This window comes from Xanthomonas sp. NCPPB 3570 (genome assembly GCF_056725115.1).
The window spans coordinates 1,070,826-1,085,116 of record NZ_CM161513.1 but is presented as its reverse complement, the minus strand read 5'-3'; the positions used below and the strand labels follow the sequence as shown (position 1 = coordinate 1,085,116).

Here is a 14,291-nt window from a genome sequence, read left to right as displayed (position 1 = left end):
TGGGTTCCTGAATACGCGGTTGTATGCAGGCAATCCCTCAACGCTCGAAAGGAGCACCATGCCCGCTGAAACCCAACTCCGCATCGCAAGCCAACTGCTCGGCCATCTGCTTTCCCAGCAGTCCAATAGAACCATCCCCGCAAGCATGCTGGACATCCGTTATTCGCTGGACGTGGCCGCCGAACTGATGCGCCAGCAGAGCGGCAGAGATGGCGCCCCGCCCACCTACGATTACGCCCCACCCCAGCTAACGGAAGAGCCTCGGACCCGAGAAGCGCTCATCGTCCGCGAGATGGTGAGTCAAGAACAATGGCGGGCAAACCGGCAGCGAAAAGCGGCACCCGACCCCACCGCCACGCCGCGGAAGAAGCCAACGCTTCACTGAGAAACGCCCCCCCTCAACAGGAAGACGCCCCGCACTGCGGGGCGTTGCCGTTTCAGTGGAGGCGTGGCCGGCGGTGAACTCCAGGCGCCAACGTTGGGGCGGGTATTGCCGACTCCTGACCCTCCAAGATTTCTGCCGGTTCCGATGGCAGCCGGTAACGTCCCAGCAGCTCTTGGCTCCACGCCTCCAGGTGCTTGCCCGCGACCTCGGCTTCTTCCTCGCACACCGCTTGCTGCTCCGGAGTCACCAAGACGCGGACTTCTGCCAGTTCCTGGGTGCGCATTTCCAGAGTGGACAGGCGTCGTCCCCGTCGCTGCGTCCAATCTTTGGAACTCCACGACGGGCCAGGCTGCGCGTGGTTGACGGTGAAGTCCTCCCAAGACTGTTCCGCCATGTGGCAAAGCCGTTCGGCGCGTCGCACCGCGTCCAAGCGACGGGAGAACTTCAGTAGGTTGGCTTTGAAGCGACGAAGGCGGCGAACCAGTTCTTTGAGGTCCGACGGCAGCCGCGTGTTTTCCGCGAACGCCGATGCCCGTTCCTTGGCCCAGGCAAGCAGCTGCCGGGTGGCGCGAAGGGTTTGGGCCAAGGCCTGGTCAAGGATCGGGGACCACAGGTCGGCCGCTTCCGCGAACAGTTCTTCGGCACTGGGCGGCGAAGCGGTGACGGTGCCCTCACCTGTCTGCGTGCCACTGCGTCCTTGGAGCGCCCGGGCCAGGCGGCGGTTGACCACGATCTGCCCTTGGCCCGAAGTCAGCGGAAGGGAAAGGACGGCCGGGGGACGGCGGGCTTCGCGAAGCGCTTGGGCCTGGTTGTGCCCCTCCGGCATAGGCATCGCCCGGCCCTGGTCCTCGAACAGTGCCACCAGTTTGCGGAAGGTCTCTTCGTTCGCTTCTTCCACCGCTTGGTTGACCTCGGCACGCTCCGACTTCCCACCTCGGCGCTCGATGGCGGTGCCATTTTTGCCGACGTGCTGAGTGGGTTCGCGAGAGAGGACGGCGGCGGTGGCCAAGTCGCCGTTGGCGAGGGCCTCGTCCGCCTGAGCTTTAAGGCTGCGGTGATCCACCCGCGCGTCCAGCTCGGCCGCTGCCAGGTGGGCGTTGGTCTTGGCGGCCACCAGCTCTCGCACCCACTCCACCTCGGCCCTGCCCGATGGCCCGCCGTCCAGTTCACGGGTTTTGTCGGCCAGGCCATCGGGCCCGACGCGTCGCGTCGTGGCCAGCACGTGGACGTGGTAGTTCAGTCCGTCTTTGGTGCCCGGGCTGTGGATGCTCGCCTGCGCTGCAAACCCGTAACGGTTGACCAAGGCCCTGGTCACCTCGACCGCCAAGGCCGACCGCTGCCCGTCGTCCAGTTCGTGAGGCAACGCAAACTCGAACTCGCGGGCCACGGTGGCATCCTTGCGACGCTCGGCGGCCTCCGCTGCGGTCCAGAGCTTGGCAGGGACCAGGGCCCAGTCCGGCGCGTGCTCGGGAGCGATGACCCGGGTCTCGACCACGCCATCCCGTCGACGGTAATCGTGGCGCACGCCCGTGCGTTCGTCGGCGAGCAGAAGGCCGGCACGGTAAGCGGCTGCGGCCACCGATGAGTGGCCCCTGGCGCGGCTAAATGTTTTGAGGTTTGCGTGGTAGATGGCCATGCGGCTCCGAAGCGGTGACGATGCTTTGGTTATGCCGTAGCTTTCGGTTTTCGCAAGCGCCCATGGCGCTTGGGGTTCAAGGGGCGAAGCCCTTTGCGCACGCGTTCCGCAGGAATGCCTAGGTGCGCTCTTGCTTATTCTCGAAAGCTCCTGTTTTTCAGACTTGAACGATTCCGCAACCTTCGAATTTTCGGAAGCGGTCGAAACTTGACGAGGCGGTTTTCCCTGGTTGACTCAATGCCAGACCAAGGGAGATGCGCATGACCGAAACGAATCACTACCGGGACCAAATCGGAAGAGCCATGGAACGGTTGGCCCAACTGCAAGCGAAGGAGCTTTTAGCCAACCAGCGGCGCGAAGCCAAGGCGCAGGAAGCGGCGAGGCGGGAAGAAATGAAACGACGCCAGCGCGTGGCCGATCTGGTTTTTCTGACGGGCGCCCACGCGATGGACGACGCGGAGCTTGTGGGAGCACTCTTGGAGCATGCAGCGAATCGAGAAAGCCAAGTGGTCCGCGACCTCGCTCACTCGAGAGGCGCCGAACGACTCAGGTTGCCAACGCGCTAATCGCAACAGGTAGCGTGCCGGATGCTCGAGCAAACACTATCATCCGGTGGGTTCTATAGGAGAACGAGGACGCTCATGAGCACCACGGACGAAGTTGACACTTGGACAGCTCAGCGGCTGCTGTTAGCACGTGAAGCAATTCAGCAGGGAAAAGCGCAGGTCCCTCCCCACCTTCAACACTACGCAGATGAGCTTTTATCAGCACCTCTGACCGCGTTCGGCTTGGTAGATGTCAGAGCTTTGTCGCGGGAAGCGCTCACGATTGCAAAATCATTGGGCACCGCGATGTCCATGCAAGGACAAGCAGAGGATAGCCAAAAGTCATCGGCCAGTTCGCCACCTATGCAACAGCTACAGGTTGAACTCTTCAGCCTTTTCAGCAATCTCTTTTCCGCCCTAACTGGACGCGCACACGGTCTCGTTCAAAACGATGAGGAGATAAAAAGCCTCATGCTCTCGAGGGTTAGTTATGAGCCGGAAGCTTTCAGAACCTCCGTCAACGGGGCAATCGAAGAGCTTGAAGAGTTCTACACCCAGTATGCGACCAGCACGTTTAGATACGCAAAAATTTTAGGCGGCATGAGATTGGTGACCGGTGGGCAAAGGATGTTTGGTCCTTCGGCACTCAGCGCTGTCCGTATAACGGGCCTTTACGCTGACACACAGCTTATACCTGACCCGGTGTTCCCTTTTTTGTGCTCCGACCTGAACCTTAACGCGGTCCATCTGCAACTCGCTAACCAGCTCTTTTATCTTCTTCAGCTCCGCCCGTTAGTAGACGCGGAGTTGCCTGTCCCTCCGATTTTCGTCTTCCCAAGCTTCGAAGAAACACTTGAAGAGCGAGATGCCCATACCAAGCTTGGTCTGGGAGAAATGGCGATACGCCTTCTTGGCCCGCTCTGCCAAGGAAGTATTTCTTCAGTCGAAGAGCTATTTGACTACGCCCAAAATCATGAGAAAGCATTTCTAGATGCCCTCATGCCGGCCAAGCTTTTTATCCCTCCAGGAGGAATGCCTGACACCGAGCTCGGACCTGACGAGGCTGCAAGCCGATATCTTCGCGAGCTAGAGGGAGTTAGAGCATCTGACGCAGTCGAACATTTGAAGCGACTGCCAGTCGGCATCTTGTTGCTCAACGGGGTCATTGAGCGACTCCGCCCCCAATACCATCTGTTAGAAAATGCAAATGAGTTAAATGCGCAGCCACTTTTGTCGCAACCGGTCCACTGGCACTATTTCGAGAAAATTTCAGAGTCAAATGCAAGAGGCCTTCGCTCCCAGAAGATCCTCTCTGAGCAGGCATTCCAAACACTAAGAGCTGTCCAGGACGACAGCCTTTCTTGGCTGGCCAAGATTCCCGTCGAGACGCTTAGAGAACTTCTGATCAACAATGAGCATCGCTGGTTCCGAGAAGAGCTGAATAAATATACTAATCAGCTGGCGTCAGCTGGCCCCATCGAAACTAGCGATATGGTAAGAGAGGTAAGTCATGGATTGGCCTCCCTGGTTCAGAGGCAGCAGAAGAGCCTAAATGACATTGAGCGCAAATATGCGCCTAAGAAGGTTGCGGCCTATGTGGGCGGTATAGCAGGCGTGGGCGCAGCGGCTACGGCCATCCTACTTCCAAGCTTGTCCCCATTCCTCGGTGCTGCCGTCCCAGCCGTTGCAGCAGCAAGCGCTGCGTGGGGTTACGGGAAGGAAAAGACTGGCGAAGTCGTGGAGAAACGGCAGGCAGCGAACTCAATGCTGGGCGTTTTGGCGACAGTTAGGCCACCCCGTTAACGCGTTCCTACGCCAGACAGCAGCTAGTTCCTAGTCATTCCCAAAAAGGAATAAGATATGACCGCGGATCAGATCATCAGCCTTGCCGTTGCAAGCACTGGAGCGGCTGCGACTGTTGTTACAGCCATAGCAACTTTTTACTTGTTCAAAGTGACCCGCGTGTTGGCAGTAGAAACGAAACGCATGGCTGAGGCCTCTGCCCAGCCTCATGTGGTCGCCACACTTGCACCAAATCACTGGTCTTTGAATCACTTTGACATTCATGTGGACAATACTGGAAATGCCACCGCCTACGATATCAACGTGCACTTTGACCCGCCGCTGGAAAACGGTGAAATTCGTTCGAGCAAGGGAATACCTCTTCAGCGGCTAAGCGTTCTGAAACCCGCACAAGGGCTGTCAAGCTATCTTTGTGAATTCGCTTTACTAAAGGGACGCGTCTACAAAGTAGAAGTCACTTGGCGCAAATCGGCAGGCGCGGCCGAAGTCCAATCCAACTGTTATACCTTGAGCATGCTTGACCAAACAGGGGTCAGCAGGCTTGGCGAGGAGCCAACCGTCCAACTTGCGAAGTCGCTAAAGCATATCGATGAGAATTTAAGCCCACTTCTTCGCGGCTCAAAGCGACTGAAGGTAGATAGCTTTAGCAGCGAGGACAGAAGAGACGAGAAGGACAAAGCAAGAAAAGCATTTGAGGAATTCAGGGAAGGTAACCCGACTCAACAAGATGAAAGCGAATCGAAAAAGGACGATTAAGCTAACATCTTGACCACCAATTTATCTCTGGTTAATTATTCGACGGCCTCGCATCGACTTATTCGTTAGCTTAAGTTATGCAAACAGTACGGTTATGACTGCTGAAAATCGAACGAGATTCGAGTCAACGCCTTGATTCCGCTGATTTTTCCGAAGATAACGATTCGCCGTCTTTTAGTGACCACCTTGCCAGCCAAACCCAATGCCTAAGGTCTGCGCCGCCGGTGCAGATTTCTGTCTCAACTGGGTTGACGAAAGTGCGCCGTGTTTTATGCCTACTTCCATCGAAACGATGGAAGCAAGACATGTCCCACCGGCCCTCCTCAACACTCGCCGACTACATCGCCGCCCCGCTCGGCACGCTCCACCTGGAGGGCGTCCAAATCGGCCGGTTCCGCATCGAGCGCGCCGTCATCCATGGCCGGGAAGCGGCCATCAACCTCCAAGAATGCATCCTGGCTGCGTTGGACGAGACCGGTCGAAAGAACGCCACCAAGGGCGGGACCCGCTATCCCGAGCCGCTGCCGATGGGCACGCCGGCCCGCGCCCTGGCGACCGAGATTGAAGACCACCTGGAGGACATGCGCCGGCGCAAGCTCGACCCCAAGACGGTGGACGCGACCCATCGCACCCTCAAACTGCTCCTGCTGACCTGCGGCAACATTTCGGTGGCACGCATCGACTACAAGCACATCCACGAACTGTGGAAGCTGCTGCGCTGGGCTCCCAAGAACCTGGTTTCCGATCCCCTGCTGAAGGATCTGTCCTTCAAAGAGGCCATCGCCCTGGGCAAAGAGCAAGAGGTCTCGCCACTGGCCCCGGCCACCGAGGAGCGGCACCGCCGCTTCCTGGTTGCGTTCTTCAATCACCTGGTGCGCGGCCGGGCCATCCCCTCCTCGCCCATGGATGCGTTCAAGAAGCCGGAACAGGACTACACCATCGACCCGAGCAAGGCGATTCGCCTCTTTGAGGACGAGGAGCTGCAAGCCATCTTCAACCCCGAGACTTTCATCCCTTGGGCCAAGAAGCCGCACCACTGGTGGGCACCCATGATCGGTTTGTATACCGGGGCCAGGGTCAACGAAGTCTGCCAGCTCAAGCTTATTGACGTTCTCGAGGAGCGCGGCACCTGGTGCATCGCCTTCCGGAAGACCATGGACGAAGACTTGGTTGCCGACCCCAAGCGCCAGCGGCAAAGCCGGCAGAGCATGAAGGGCAAGGGCTGCATGCGCATCATCCCCATTGCCAAACCGCTGTTGGAAGCAGGCTTCCTCGACTTCGTGGAGGACATGAAGGCAACAGGCCACCCTCGGCTATTCCCCCATCTCTCGGCAGGGGTGAACCGCAAGACCGGCGAGACCAATGCCCGGTATAGCCAGCAACTTGTCGTGGACTTCGGCCGCTACCTGAAGGCCTTAGGCTTCCACAAAGGGATCGGATTCCATGCCTTCCGCCACACGCTGGCCACCGAACTCGATGTCCAGGACGTGCCCGAGCGGGAGATTGCCCTGGTCACCGGCCACGCAACCGACAAGCGGGAGCGGGTCGAGGTTCTGCGGACGCACTATCTCCACAAGCGGCCGGCTGTGACCCGGGCCAAACAGATAAAGGCGTTGGAGCTCTACCGGCCCAGCGTTAAGCTGCCTTGCTACCAGCGGGGGCAGTTTTCGTCACAGCTATCTGATGCCGGTAAGTTCTATCCCTAACGGACGACGACAGCAAAACAAAACGCCCCTTTCGGGGCGTTTTGCTTGATGCTCAATTATCGGTCTACCCTTTCAGCGCAAGCGCCTTATCCTGCTCGTAGGGCTAGGGGTAGCTAGGCTACCGGCATCGCCACCCCCTTTCGGGTTCCGGTTTGCGGCGACAGGGTCATTTGAACGCATGAGCGGATCCATGTCAAGAGGTAGAGCGGCTCGTCCATTCAGGTTGGGATCTGCTCGCCTCTTTCCCGCCTGTCCAACACATAGCCCATCGTCCTGATCTTGGCCCACGTTGGCAAGCCGGCCTTACCCCACTGGTCGACGCTATAGGCTGAAACGACGTGGCACTTCAGCTCGTTGACGGTGTTTTGAGGCTTGCGCAGCGTTAAAAACATTGCGTAATCCGCGATGTCCATCACGAAATATTGCTGCCCCCGCTTAGTCGTGTAAGGCCTAGCGAAAGCAGTAGCCATCTGATTCTGTAGGAAATAAACCGCTTGATGACTATCAAGACACCGCGTTTTACAGAAAAACCTGTTTTCACCTCTATGCGTCAATGGCTTCCCATTTCCTTTTTCATCTGTGAAAACGTGAAATCCGAAGGTCACATGCAGGCTAATGACGCGACTTCCTACCGGCACAGGCACAGTGAACGGATGGAGATGCGTCAGTGAATAGGTAACTCCTCCGCTTGTTACGTCCCCCCAGTGCATTGCGATCCTTTGCGCCGTTCCCAACATCGATTTTCTATCACAGGAGGAATCAGGTCTCACCTGATAGCTGCCGAACCAGCTCTGCTTTTCTTTCCGCCGACATAGTCGCCAAAACCAATATTACATCTGCCGTGAATTGGTCTTCAGCCACAAGGTAAGCCATGGGCACCCCGAGCGTCTCGGCCAACTTCCCCAAGCCATCCAGGTCAATGCCACTGGTCTCGTTCTCGTAGCGGTTGACCCGGCTACTGGCCAGCCTCTTATCAAGCCCCATCAGCACCCCCAACGCCCGCTGGCTGGCGATGCCACGCAGCTCGCGTGCCTGCTTGAGGCGAGCTGCAAAGAGGGAACGGGCCGAAGCTTTGGGCAAGTGAACGGAAGTTGAAAACTGGGTCGAGAAGCATGACTTGGTCCTCTTCTGCATGGCAGACTCTTCGTGAAATGTAGCACCCTCCAACCAGAGCACAGGGGATTTCATGAAGACCGCACGGATCGCAGGCGCTGCCCTGCTCGCCTTTTCAATGACTGGCGAAGCCCAGACCCAAGACACCCAGCAACAGAAGCCTGGCTTCTTCCGCCAACTGGGTGGCAGCCTCAAAGACGCCGGGAAGCAGATGGTTGGCATTAAGCCCGCTGGCGCGGGCAAGGATGGGCGCCAGCCAAGTAACGCCGGACCTATCTATTCCCCGATCAGCGGCACCGGCAAGTTGCCCAACCTGTTCAAGGCGGACAATCACCAGCAGGCCCAGCTCGGGAAGCTGGATTGGCCCCGAGTCGCGTTGACCTACATCGAATGGGGGGCCTCCCTTCCCTGCTGGACGGTGGAGGCCCGCATCTGGAGCAGCTCGGCAGCCTCCACCACGGAGACCTTCCGAGCCTGCGCAGACGCTCCGCTGACCGAAACCGATGACCTGGGCGAGACGGCCGAGCTCAACACGTCCGCCCTCTGGAAAGGCCGCGATACGTTGACCGGCATTCGCGTGCCGCCGAGCAAGCCGAACTCAGGCGCCCAGCGGTCTACTGGCCCCAACCCTCCGGCACAGCCCTTCGTCGTCAACGTGTCTCGCCCTGGCGTCTCTGACAAGGCCGTTGACGTTGCGCTGCGCGTTGCCTGGGTTTCGGGGTTCATCCAAACCGCTGACCTTCATCCTGGTCCCTCTGGCCTGTTGACCCCCTTCAAGGATTCCAGGCTCTGGATCGCCGGGTTCAAGCCCGACGGCAACCGCGACCGGTAGGCAGGCACTCGCCTTCCCGCTTCCGCTCCTCTTGCGAGCCGGCCTGCCGGCCCGCACCACCCAGCAAAGGAACGACACGATGAAAAACACATGGATTGGCCTGGCCGCCCTGGCCTCGGCCGTTGGCCTCACCGCGTGCAGCGGAAAGCCTTCGAACGCCAACGCCAAACAGGCGCTGGCCACCCTCTTGGAACAAAGCGGCGCCGGCCGCGTCGCGGAAATCCGTGACTTCGAGCTGAGTGGCTGCACCCAAGCCGACGGCGCCGATGGTTACCGCTGCGACACCCGCGGCCAAGTGGTTTTGGAGATTGCTGGTCGGCAGGTGCCCATCCCGGTCAACAAGAGCCTGCGCTATGCCAAGGCTGACGGGGCTTGGAGGGCCTACACGCGATGAACACCGATCCGATGGCTGGAACGCCCGTGGGTGCCGTGGGTGGCTTCCGTGGGGACGGCGCCTTGCGCGCCGCTCCCAGGAAGGTCCTGACGCCCCATAACCGCTTCTTCTGGTGGTTCTCGTTGAGCCTGCTTCTGCTCGGGCCCTTCGGATTCATCGTGGGGCCCTTGATGGCTCGGCGGGGCCTGCGCAAAGCGGAACGGCTGTATCCGCAGGAGGCCTACGCGGCTCGGCAAAGGGACAAAGGCTTCAGCTGGGGCCAATGGTGGGTCATGACGCCGCTGGTGGTCACCATGGGCATGGCCGCCATAGCTTTCCTTAAGTGGCTCCCCCTGGCTCTGCTCGTGACTTGGAAGCAACTCACTGAATAGAGGTCTTGCGCCATGGCGTGGCAGACTGGTGATCGTGTTCACAGCTATCGAAATGGTCACGCAGACATAAATCTTAACGCAAGGTAAACACCCACTTGCCAGAAGCTACCGCCGGTGTATACTTGCTTCTGAGCCGGGAGCGCTGATGAAAATTGCAGAGCGTTGAGCGATTGTCTCACTTGGCTCACCGAACCCACAAAAGGGCCCTCTGAAGAGGGCCCTTTTTCGTTATGGAGCGACGAGATGTTTCTGCTATACCTTGATGACTCAGGGTCTGTGGACGACCCCAATTCTGACTTTTTTGTCCTGGCTGGCGTCTGCATTTTTGAGCGACAAACGCATTGGCTTGAACAGCACCTGACAAAGATTGCCAGCCGCTTTCACCCCACGCATCCGGAAAACATCGAACTCCATGCTAGCGTGATGAGGGGCGGCTCGGATGGCTGGGAAAACTTTGAGCCCGACGACCGGTCACAAGCAACAGTTGACGTCCTCCATGCACTCAGTGACGTTCAACTCAAAGCTCGTGTCTTCGCCTCGGTGATCGAAAAGCCGCTTCTACAACGTAATGAAATCATACCCAAGGCTTTCGAGCACTTGGCGACTTGCTTCGACGGCTTTCTGGCGTCTCGCTATAGACTAGCAAAGGATCCTCAACGCGGCATTGTTATATTTGATGACGCAATGTTCGAGCGGAGCATTCAGGCATTATCGTATGAATTCAAAACAATAGGTCATACCACCGGGCGACTGCGTAACTTCGCCGAAGTCCCACTATTCATTAATTCCAAAGCCTCGCGCTTGATTCAGATGGCAGACTTCGTCGCTCATTGGACTTACCGCAGATATCAGTCGTTAGACGACCGAGGATTCAGTCTTATTGCGCCTCACCTCCACACCTATGGCGGAGTTTGTCATGGCCTTTATGAGCACATCTCTCCCACGACCTCAGAGAGACTCAAGGTTCCTGCGCCCCAAAAACATGCGTTCCCTGCTCCTACTCCGTTAGGCACCACCTTGCCTCCGGCAATTCCTCGAGCGGGAAAACCTGCGCCTCAAGGCACGACGCAATAGATTAGCCACTAGCGCTATTGGCTTCCAGGCAGCAACAATGGGTTTCACAAGGCAGGACACCCTCCTGGTTTGCGTGCTGTAGGAGAGTCAGGAGGTTCGAGCGGCATCAGCACTTCACCCTATCTCCACCAGTTATCCAATAGGTAGTGGCTCCGGCCAAGAAGTTCCGGAACCATTCCGCCAGAAACCTACTATGCTCTATTTTCTGGACTATGTGGGCGAGATGGCCATCCGTCGAGGTGGCCTTTTTGTTGTTCAGTCGCAGCCTTTGCGACGCAGTCCCAGTACAACAACCCTACCAACCATCATAGGGGGCAACATGGCCAAGTGGGCGGATTACGGCATTTCGGCTGTCCGTTACAACGCGGCGCACACGCATATCGACCGGGTGCGCATCCATCAAGACAACGGCGACACTTTCGGGCAGGCCACCGAGCATGAGCGCGCGGCCATCGTTAAAGCGATCAAGGAAGGGGTCACGTTCATCACTATCCCCTATGCAAACAGCCAATGGCAGAAGGGACAGCCGGTCTACATCATCAAGGTTAATGGGGTTGAATACATCAAGACAGTGGACAACGGATTGCCCCGGGACAACCTAGAAAACCTGCCAGAGTTCTGAACGGCGGACAGTCGGGCTATCTTTGGCGTATGGCCAATCCGCGACTAACGCCCGAGCAACTCGATCTCGCCCGCGCTCTGCTCGATGAAGTGCGGGCAAGGCTTGTGAACCTAAGCGGCGGTGACAAGGAACTGCTTTTTGCCTATCGCCGCAAGGTCTATAAAGAACTGATGCACGACGAGCGCAGCAAGCCAACGATCCGGCGGCGCTTGAAGCAGCTCAAGATGAGGGAGCAGCAGGGGCTCTGCCCGCTCTGCAACGAGCTGCTGCCCGAGCGGGGCGCGGTGCTTGACCGCACCCAGGCCATTGATGGCTATACCCCCGAGAACACCCGCCTGATTCATGCCGCCTGCGACGTGGCCCATCAGGCGGCGAAGGGGTATGCCTAGATCAACCCGGTTCCGGGAAGTCCGAGTCCTGGGCGGGATATGGCAACAGGGTGCAGGTCGGGCACCGGGTAGTGGCTTGCTACCTTCGTCATCGCCATTTCCTTGCGATCCACCTTCACCGACTTGTTCTCAGAGTCCAGCGTCACCAGTACATCCGCTTTGATGAGCATTGCAGAGACTATGTGGATGGAATCCGGAGTAGTCAGGATGTATGCCTCGCCCGCTCCGTTCTTCTCCTTGCCATAGCAGTGGCGTCGGAGGCGGGCCGCTTGTCGGGCGATACCATCGCTTAATGCTATCGTCTGGAAGTTGCTACGGCGAATCATGGACTCAAACTGCTCGCGCGCCTCATTGCCTAATCCCGTCAAGACCTCCGTAATGCCCACCGTCGAGATCGCAAGGACGATCTGGTTGCGGTCGAATGCCCCGGCTTGCGACAAGAGCGCGCTATAAACTCCATCGCCGTGGTTCTTTTCCTCTTTGAGCAGCGCGATGAACGCCGAGCTGTCCCAATAGATGATCGTGGCCTTACCACTCATTCCGCAGCTCCCGGACAAACTCCGCCGCACTCAACTCGCCGGTGGAGTCCGGCGCGCTTCCAGCAAGTTCACTGAGCGTCGGCAGATCGCTATCGAGTGGATGAACTTCAATGTGGCGGACCCGAACCTCATGCGGCCAAAAGTCATCTTCATACGATTTGAGTTCCCCTTCGACAGTGGCGTTGTGCTCGACAGACGCGGCGGCTTGAGTCAGCAGTTCGAGTGGAAAAACACACTTGATTTCCACACCTCCGACCGGGGGAACGATCTTGAAATACGGCTGCTTCCCAACACCCGAGTAACGCTTAACTACGCCCTTGACTGCTCCAAACTCTCGCCGCACATCAGGCAGCGCATCATCGAGAGCTTTGGCGACAGCATCATCGAGCGGAATGGGGGCAATTCCAGGGCCGTCGATCCAGAGCCGCTCGAACCTCTCACCAACTCCGGCGACCAGCTTCCGCAAGTGACCAACAAGACGGGCACGCTCGGAATCGACGCGCGCGGTCCGGTTCCGGACCTGACCCAAGAACGTGACAAAAGAATCCGCAACGCGACCCGCGTGCTGGCCGTTGTCGGCAAGCGAAATAGGGAGCACGCCTACCATCGCCGGGCTGTTATGGCTCAACTCAGAGACTACAAAGTCCACCGCAGGCGATCCCTCACGGGAAACAAGATTTCCCGTCTCTGCCAGCGCCGCTTTGAACGCAGCGAGCTTGTCGATAAATGCGCCCAAGCGGACGTCGCCGCCGAGTTCGTCAACGCCTTCCATGTGGAGGCGCAGAACCCGGGGCTCGGCAAGTTGGTCGATGGGACGGCTCATGGCGGCATCTTAAGGCTGAATGACAGGAAAGGCTCTCATGCCTCCGTCCACAGGATGAGACGGTGCCAAATGGGGGTAGACATTCGGCATCTTCAAGGAAAAATCCGCCGCGGACCCTCGCCCGCTAAGCTCCGCGCATGGTGGCCGCGCACTTTTTCAGCTTGTTGGCCCTCGCGTTGCGCTCGGCCAGCTTCTTTTCGTGGATTTGACTTGGCCTTCCGGACGTTGGGACCGCGCCTCTCATCCTTCGTCCCCTCGCCCGACGCCTCGGCGATGGCCCGGGTGGCGAGCTGGTTGCCCAGGTGGGATGGGGTCGCCCCTAAGCTAGCGTCGGGAACGCCCGACCCGCTACAATGGCGGTTCACAAGTCAGGACACATCCCTGGTTTGCGTCCTGTAGGAGAGTCAGGAAGTTGGATCGGGATCAGTCGATCCCCCTCTCTCCGCCAGATTGAAAGTGTTGAGATGGCCCAGTCGCGTGAGTTTCGCCGGCGCCTGGGAGGGGGTGAGAACCCCCGGGTTCGACAGGTGGCGTAGCCACCTGCACGGCGAAGCCGCCCGAAGGGCGAGGCATCGAAGATGCCGAGTGAATCCCCCTCTCTCCGCCAGATTCGAATGCGCTTCCCTCGCAGAGTTGCTTCGCCATGGCGTAAGAACTCAAAGGGAAAGACCGCGCCACTGGCGCGGTTTCGTCTCTATGGTGGCCCCGTCGGCCCCTCGCGACGCTAGGTCGAAAACCCCGCCAGGGCCGGAAGGCAGCAACGGTATCGATCGACGCGGGCGCCGAGGTCAGCCGGCGGGGTTACCACCCTTCTACGACGACGAACGATCAGCCTCGATCTCGATCGCGGACGCCGCTATCCGCGCGACGTTGCCTGCGTCTCCGGATGCAACCATCCCGCATCTCCCTCGCGGTAGCGTTCGCGCTTCCAGATCGGCACGCGCGCCTTGACCTCGTCGATGACGTAGCGGCAGGCGTCGAACGCGGCGCCACGGTGCGCGGCGACCACACCGACCCACACCGCCAGGTCGCCGATCGCCAGTTCGCCGACGCGGTGCACGCAGCGCAGGTCGAGGATGGCGAAACGGGCCAGGGCCTCGTGGACGATGCGTTGGCCCTCGGCCTCGGCCAGCGCGGCATACGCCTCGTAGTGCAGGCCATCGACCGCGCGGCCATCGTTGTGGTCGCGTACCCAGCCTTCGAAGCTGGCGTAGGCGCCGGCCTGGGCATGCGCCAGCGGGGCGCGCAGCGTGGCGATGTCGAGCGGGTGGTCGTCCAGCCGGAAACGCGGTTCGGTGGACAT

17 protein-coding genes and 1 other RNA gene are annotated in these 14,291 nt (G+C 59.0%); 12 read left to right on the top strand and 6 right to left on the bottom strand.

The window, feature by feature from the left end; translation table 11 throughout:
- Positions 1-58: 58 nt before the first annotated feature.
- The gene (locus AC1PLR_RS04880; protein ID WP_481102839.1) at positions 59-385 is read left to right on the top strand and encodes a hypothetical protein; all 327 of its coding nucleotides are present in this window, start codon (positions 59-61) and stop codon (positions 383-385) included.
- 52 nt (positions 386-437) lie between these two features.
- Here AC1PLR_RS04880 and AC1PLR_RS04875 read toward each other — a convergent pair whose 3' ends face one another.
- On the bottom strand, positions 438-2,021 hold the full coding sequence (locus tag AC1PLR_RS04875) for a MobA/MobL family protein (protein WP_481102838.1): 1,584 nt from the start codon (positions 2,019-2,021) through the stop codon (positions 438-440).
- 260 nt (positions 2,022-2,281) lie between these two features.
- On the opposite strand from AC1PLR_RS04875, the gene AC1PLR_RS04870 reads away from it, so the two are divergent.
- The 4 genes from AC1PLR_RS04870 to AC1PLR_RS04855 all read left to right on the top strand — a co-directional run bounded on the left by AC1PLR_RS04870 (position 2,282) and on the right by AC1PLR_RS04855 (position 6,831).
- A complete protein-coding gene (locus AC1PLR_RS04870; RefSeq protein WP_481102837.1) occupies positions 2,282-2,587 on the top strand; it encodes a hypothetical protein in 306 nt (101 codons plus the stop codon).
- Positions 2,588-2,662: 75 nt separating this feature from the next.
- On the top strand, positions 2,663-4,369 hold the full coding sequence (locus AC1PLR_RS04865) for a hypothetical protein (protein ID WP_481102836.1): 1,707 nt from the start codon (positions 2,663-2,665) through the stop codon (positions 4,367-4,369).
- A gap of 57 nt (positions 4,370-4,426) precedes the next feature.
- Positions 4,427-5,125 (top strand): hypothetical protein, encoded by a 699-nt coding sequence (locus AC1PLR_RS04860; RefSeq protein ID WP_481102835.1) that lies wholly within the window; start codon positions 4,427-4,429, stop codon positions 5,123-5,125.
- A gap of 305 nt (positions 5,126-5,430) precedes the next feature.
- Positions 5,431-6,831, top strand: coding sequence for a site-specific integrase (locus AC1PLR_RS04855; RefSeq protein WP_481102834.1), 1,401 nt, complete (start codon positions 5,431-5,433; stop codon positions 6,829-6,831).
- A gap of 218 nt (positions 6,832-7,049) precedes the next feature.
- Here the strand turns inward: AC1PLR_RS04855 and AC1PLR_RS04850 are convergent, their stop codons facing one another.
- Positions 7,050-7,247 (bottom strand): hypothetical protein, encoded by a 198-nt coding sequence (locus tag AC1PLR_RS04850; RefSeq protein ID WP_481102833.1) that lies wholly within the window; start codon positions 7,245-7,247, stop codon positions 7,050-7,052.
- A 343-nt stretch (positions 7,248-7,590) separates the two neighbouring features.
- Positions 7,591-7,911 carry a helix-turn-helix domain-containing protein gene (locus AC1PLR_RS04845; RefSeq protein WP_481103526.1) on the bottom strand — a complete coding sequence of 107 codons (321 nt, stop codon included), beginning with the start codon at positions 7,909-7,911 and terminating at the stop codon, positions 7,591-7,593.
- Positions 7,912-8,017: 106 nt separating this feature from the next.
- Here AC1PLR_RS04845 and AC1PLR_RS04840 point away from each other — a divergent pair, with 106 nt between their 5' ends.
- The 6 genes from AC1PLR_RS04840 (at position 8,018) to AC1PLR_RS04815 (ending at position 11,626) form a co-directional block, all read left to right on the top strand.
- Positions 8,018-8,776 (top strand): hypothetical protein, encoded by a 759-nt coding sequence (locus AC1PLR_RS04840; protein ID WP_481102832.1) that lies wholly within the window; start codon positions 8,018-8,020, stop codon positions 8,774-8,776.
- Positions 8,777-8,855: 79 nt separating this feature from the next.
- A complete protein-coding gene (locus tag AC1PLR_RS04835; RefSeq protein ID WP_481102831.1) occupies positions 8,856-9,170 on the top strand; it encodes a hypothetical protein in 315 nt (104 codons plus the stop codon).
- A complete protein-coding gene (locus AC1PLR_RS04830) occupies positions 9,167-9,541 on the top strand; it encodes a hypothetical protein (RefSeq protein WP_481102830.1) in 375 nt (124 codons plus the stop codon). The genes AC1PLR_RS04835 and AC1PLR_RS04830 overlap by 4 nt, the downstream gene beginning before the upstream one ends.
- Before the next feature lie 243 nt (positions 9,542-9,784).
- The gene (locus AC1PLR_RS04825) at positions 9,785-10,615 is read left to right on the top strand and encodes a DUF3800 domain-containing protein (protein ID WP_481102829.1); all 831 of its coding nucleotides are present in this window, start codon (positions 9,785-9,787) and stop codon (positions 10,613-10,615) included.
- Positions 10,616-10,808: 193 nt separating this feature from the next.
- On the top strand, positions 10,809-11,237 hold the full coding sequence (locus tag AC1PLR_RS04820; protein ID WP_481102828.1) for a DUF3892 domain-containing protein: 429 nt from the start codon (positions 10,809-10,811) through the stop codon (positions 11,235-11,237).
- Positions 11,238-11,266: 29 nt separating this feature from the next.
- Positions 11,267-11,626 (top strand): hypothetical protein, encoded by a 360-nt coding sequence (locus AC1PLR_RS04815; protein ID WP_481102827.1) that lies wholly within the window; start codon positions 11,267-11,269, stop codon positions 11,624-11,626.
- Here the strand turns inward: AC1PLR_RS04815 and AC1PLR_RS04810 are convergent.
- Both AC1PLR_RS04810 and AC1PLR_RS04805 read right to left on the bottom strand, forming a co-directional pair.
- Positions 11,623-12,165, bottom strand: coding sequence for a type II toxin-antitoxin system VapC family toxin (locus AC1PLR_RS04810; protein WP_481102826.1), 543 nt, complete (start codon positions 12,163-12,165; stop codon positions 11,623-11,625). The two genes, AC1PLR_RS04815 and AC1PLR_RS04810, sit on opposite strands and share 4 nt — an antisense overlap.
- Positions 12,155-12,988 carry a hypothetical protein gene (locus AC1PLR_RS04805; protein ID WP_481102825.1) on the bottom strand — a complete coding sequence of 278 codons (834 nt, stop codon included), beginning with the start codon at positions 12,986-12,988 and terminating at the stop codon, positions 12,155-12,157. The genes AC1PLR_RS04810 and AC1PLR_RS04805 overlap by 11 nt, the downstream gene beginning before the upstream one ends.
- A 705-nt stretch (positions 12,989-13,693) precedes the next feature.
- Between AC1PLR_RS04805 and ffs the strand changes: the two genes are divergently transcribed.
- An RNA gene (gene ffs / locus AC1PLR_RS04800) (signal recognition particle sRNA small type) lies at positions 13,694-13,790 on the top strand.
- 54 nt (positions 13,791-13,844) lie between these two features.
- On the opposite strand, the gene AC1PLR_RS04795 is transcribed toward ffs, so the two are convergent.
- Complete coding sequence (locus tag AC1PLR_RS04795; protein ID WP_481102824.1) at positions 13,845-14,291, bottom strand: molybdenum cofactor biosynthesis protein MoaE; 447 nt, start codon at positions 14,289-14,291, stop codon at positions 13,845-13,847.

Bases quoted from the DNA above. Each gene is read 5' to 3' on its own strand.
- AC1PLR_RS04880 (WP_481102839.1), top strand. From the start codon at position 59: ATGCCCGCTGAAACCCAACTCCGCATCGCAAGCCAACTGCTCGGCCAT.
- AC1PLR_RS04825 (WP_481102829.1), top strand. From the start codon at position 9,785: ATGTTTCTGCTATACCTTGATGACTCAGGGTCTGTGGACGACCCCAAT.
- AC1PLR_RS04830 (WP_481102830.1), top strand. From the start codon at position 9,167: ATGAACACCGATCCGATGGCTGGAACGCCCGTGGGTGCCGTGGGTGGC.
- AC1PLR_RS04865 (WP_481102836.1), top strand. From the start codon at position 2,663: ATGAGCACCACGGACGAAGTTGACACTTGGACAGCTCAGCGGCTGCTG.
- AC1PLR_RS04855 (WP_481102834.1), top strand. From the start codon at position 5,431: ATGTCCCACCGGCCCTCCTCAACACTCGCCGACTACATCGCCGCCCCG.
- AC1PLR_RS04795 (WP_481102824.1), bottom strand. From the start codon at position 14,291: ATGTCCACCGAACCGCGTTTCCGGCTGGACGACCACCCGCTCGACATC.
- AC1PLR_RS04870 (WP_481102837.1), top strand. From the start codon at position 2,282: ATGACCGAAACGAATCACTACCGGGACCAAATCGGAAGAGCCATGGAA.
- AC1PLR_RS04840 (WP_481102832.1), top strand. From the start codon at position 8,018: ATGAAGACCGCACGGATCGCAGGCGCTGCCCTGCTCGCCTTTTCAATG.
- AC1PLR_RS04875 (WP_481102838.1), bottom strand. From the start codon at position 2,021: ATGGCCATCTACCACGCAAACCTCAAAACATTTAGCCGCGCCAGGGGC.
- AC1PLR_RS04820 (WP_481102828.1), top strand. From the start codon at position 10,809: ATGCTCTATTTTCTGGACTATGTGGGCGAGATGGCCATCCGTCGAGGT.
- AC1PLR_RS04860 (WP_481102835.1), top strand. From the start codon at position 4,427: ATGACCGCGGATCAGATCATCAGCCTTGCCGTTGCAAGCACTGGAGCG.
- AC1PLR_RS04815 (WP_481102827.1), top strand. From the start codon at position 11,267: ATGGCCAATCCGCGACTAACGCCCGAGCAACTCGATCTCGCCCGCGCT.
- AC1PLR_RS04810 (WP_481102826.1), bottom strand. From the start codon at position 12,165: ATGAGTGGTAAGGCCACGATCATCTATTGGGACAGCTCGGCGTTCATC.
- AC1PLR_RS04835 (WP_481102831.1), top strand. From the start codon at position 8,856: ATGAAAAACACATGGATTGGCCTGGCCGCCCTGGCCTCGGCCGTTGGC.
- AC1PLR_RS04805 (WP_481102825.1), bottom strand. From the start codon at position 12,988: ATGAGCCGTCCCATCGACCAACTTGCCGAGCCCCGGGTTCTGCGCCTC.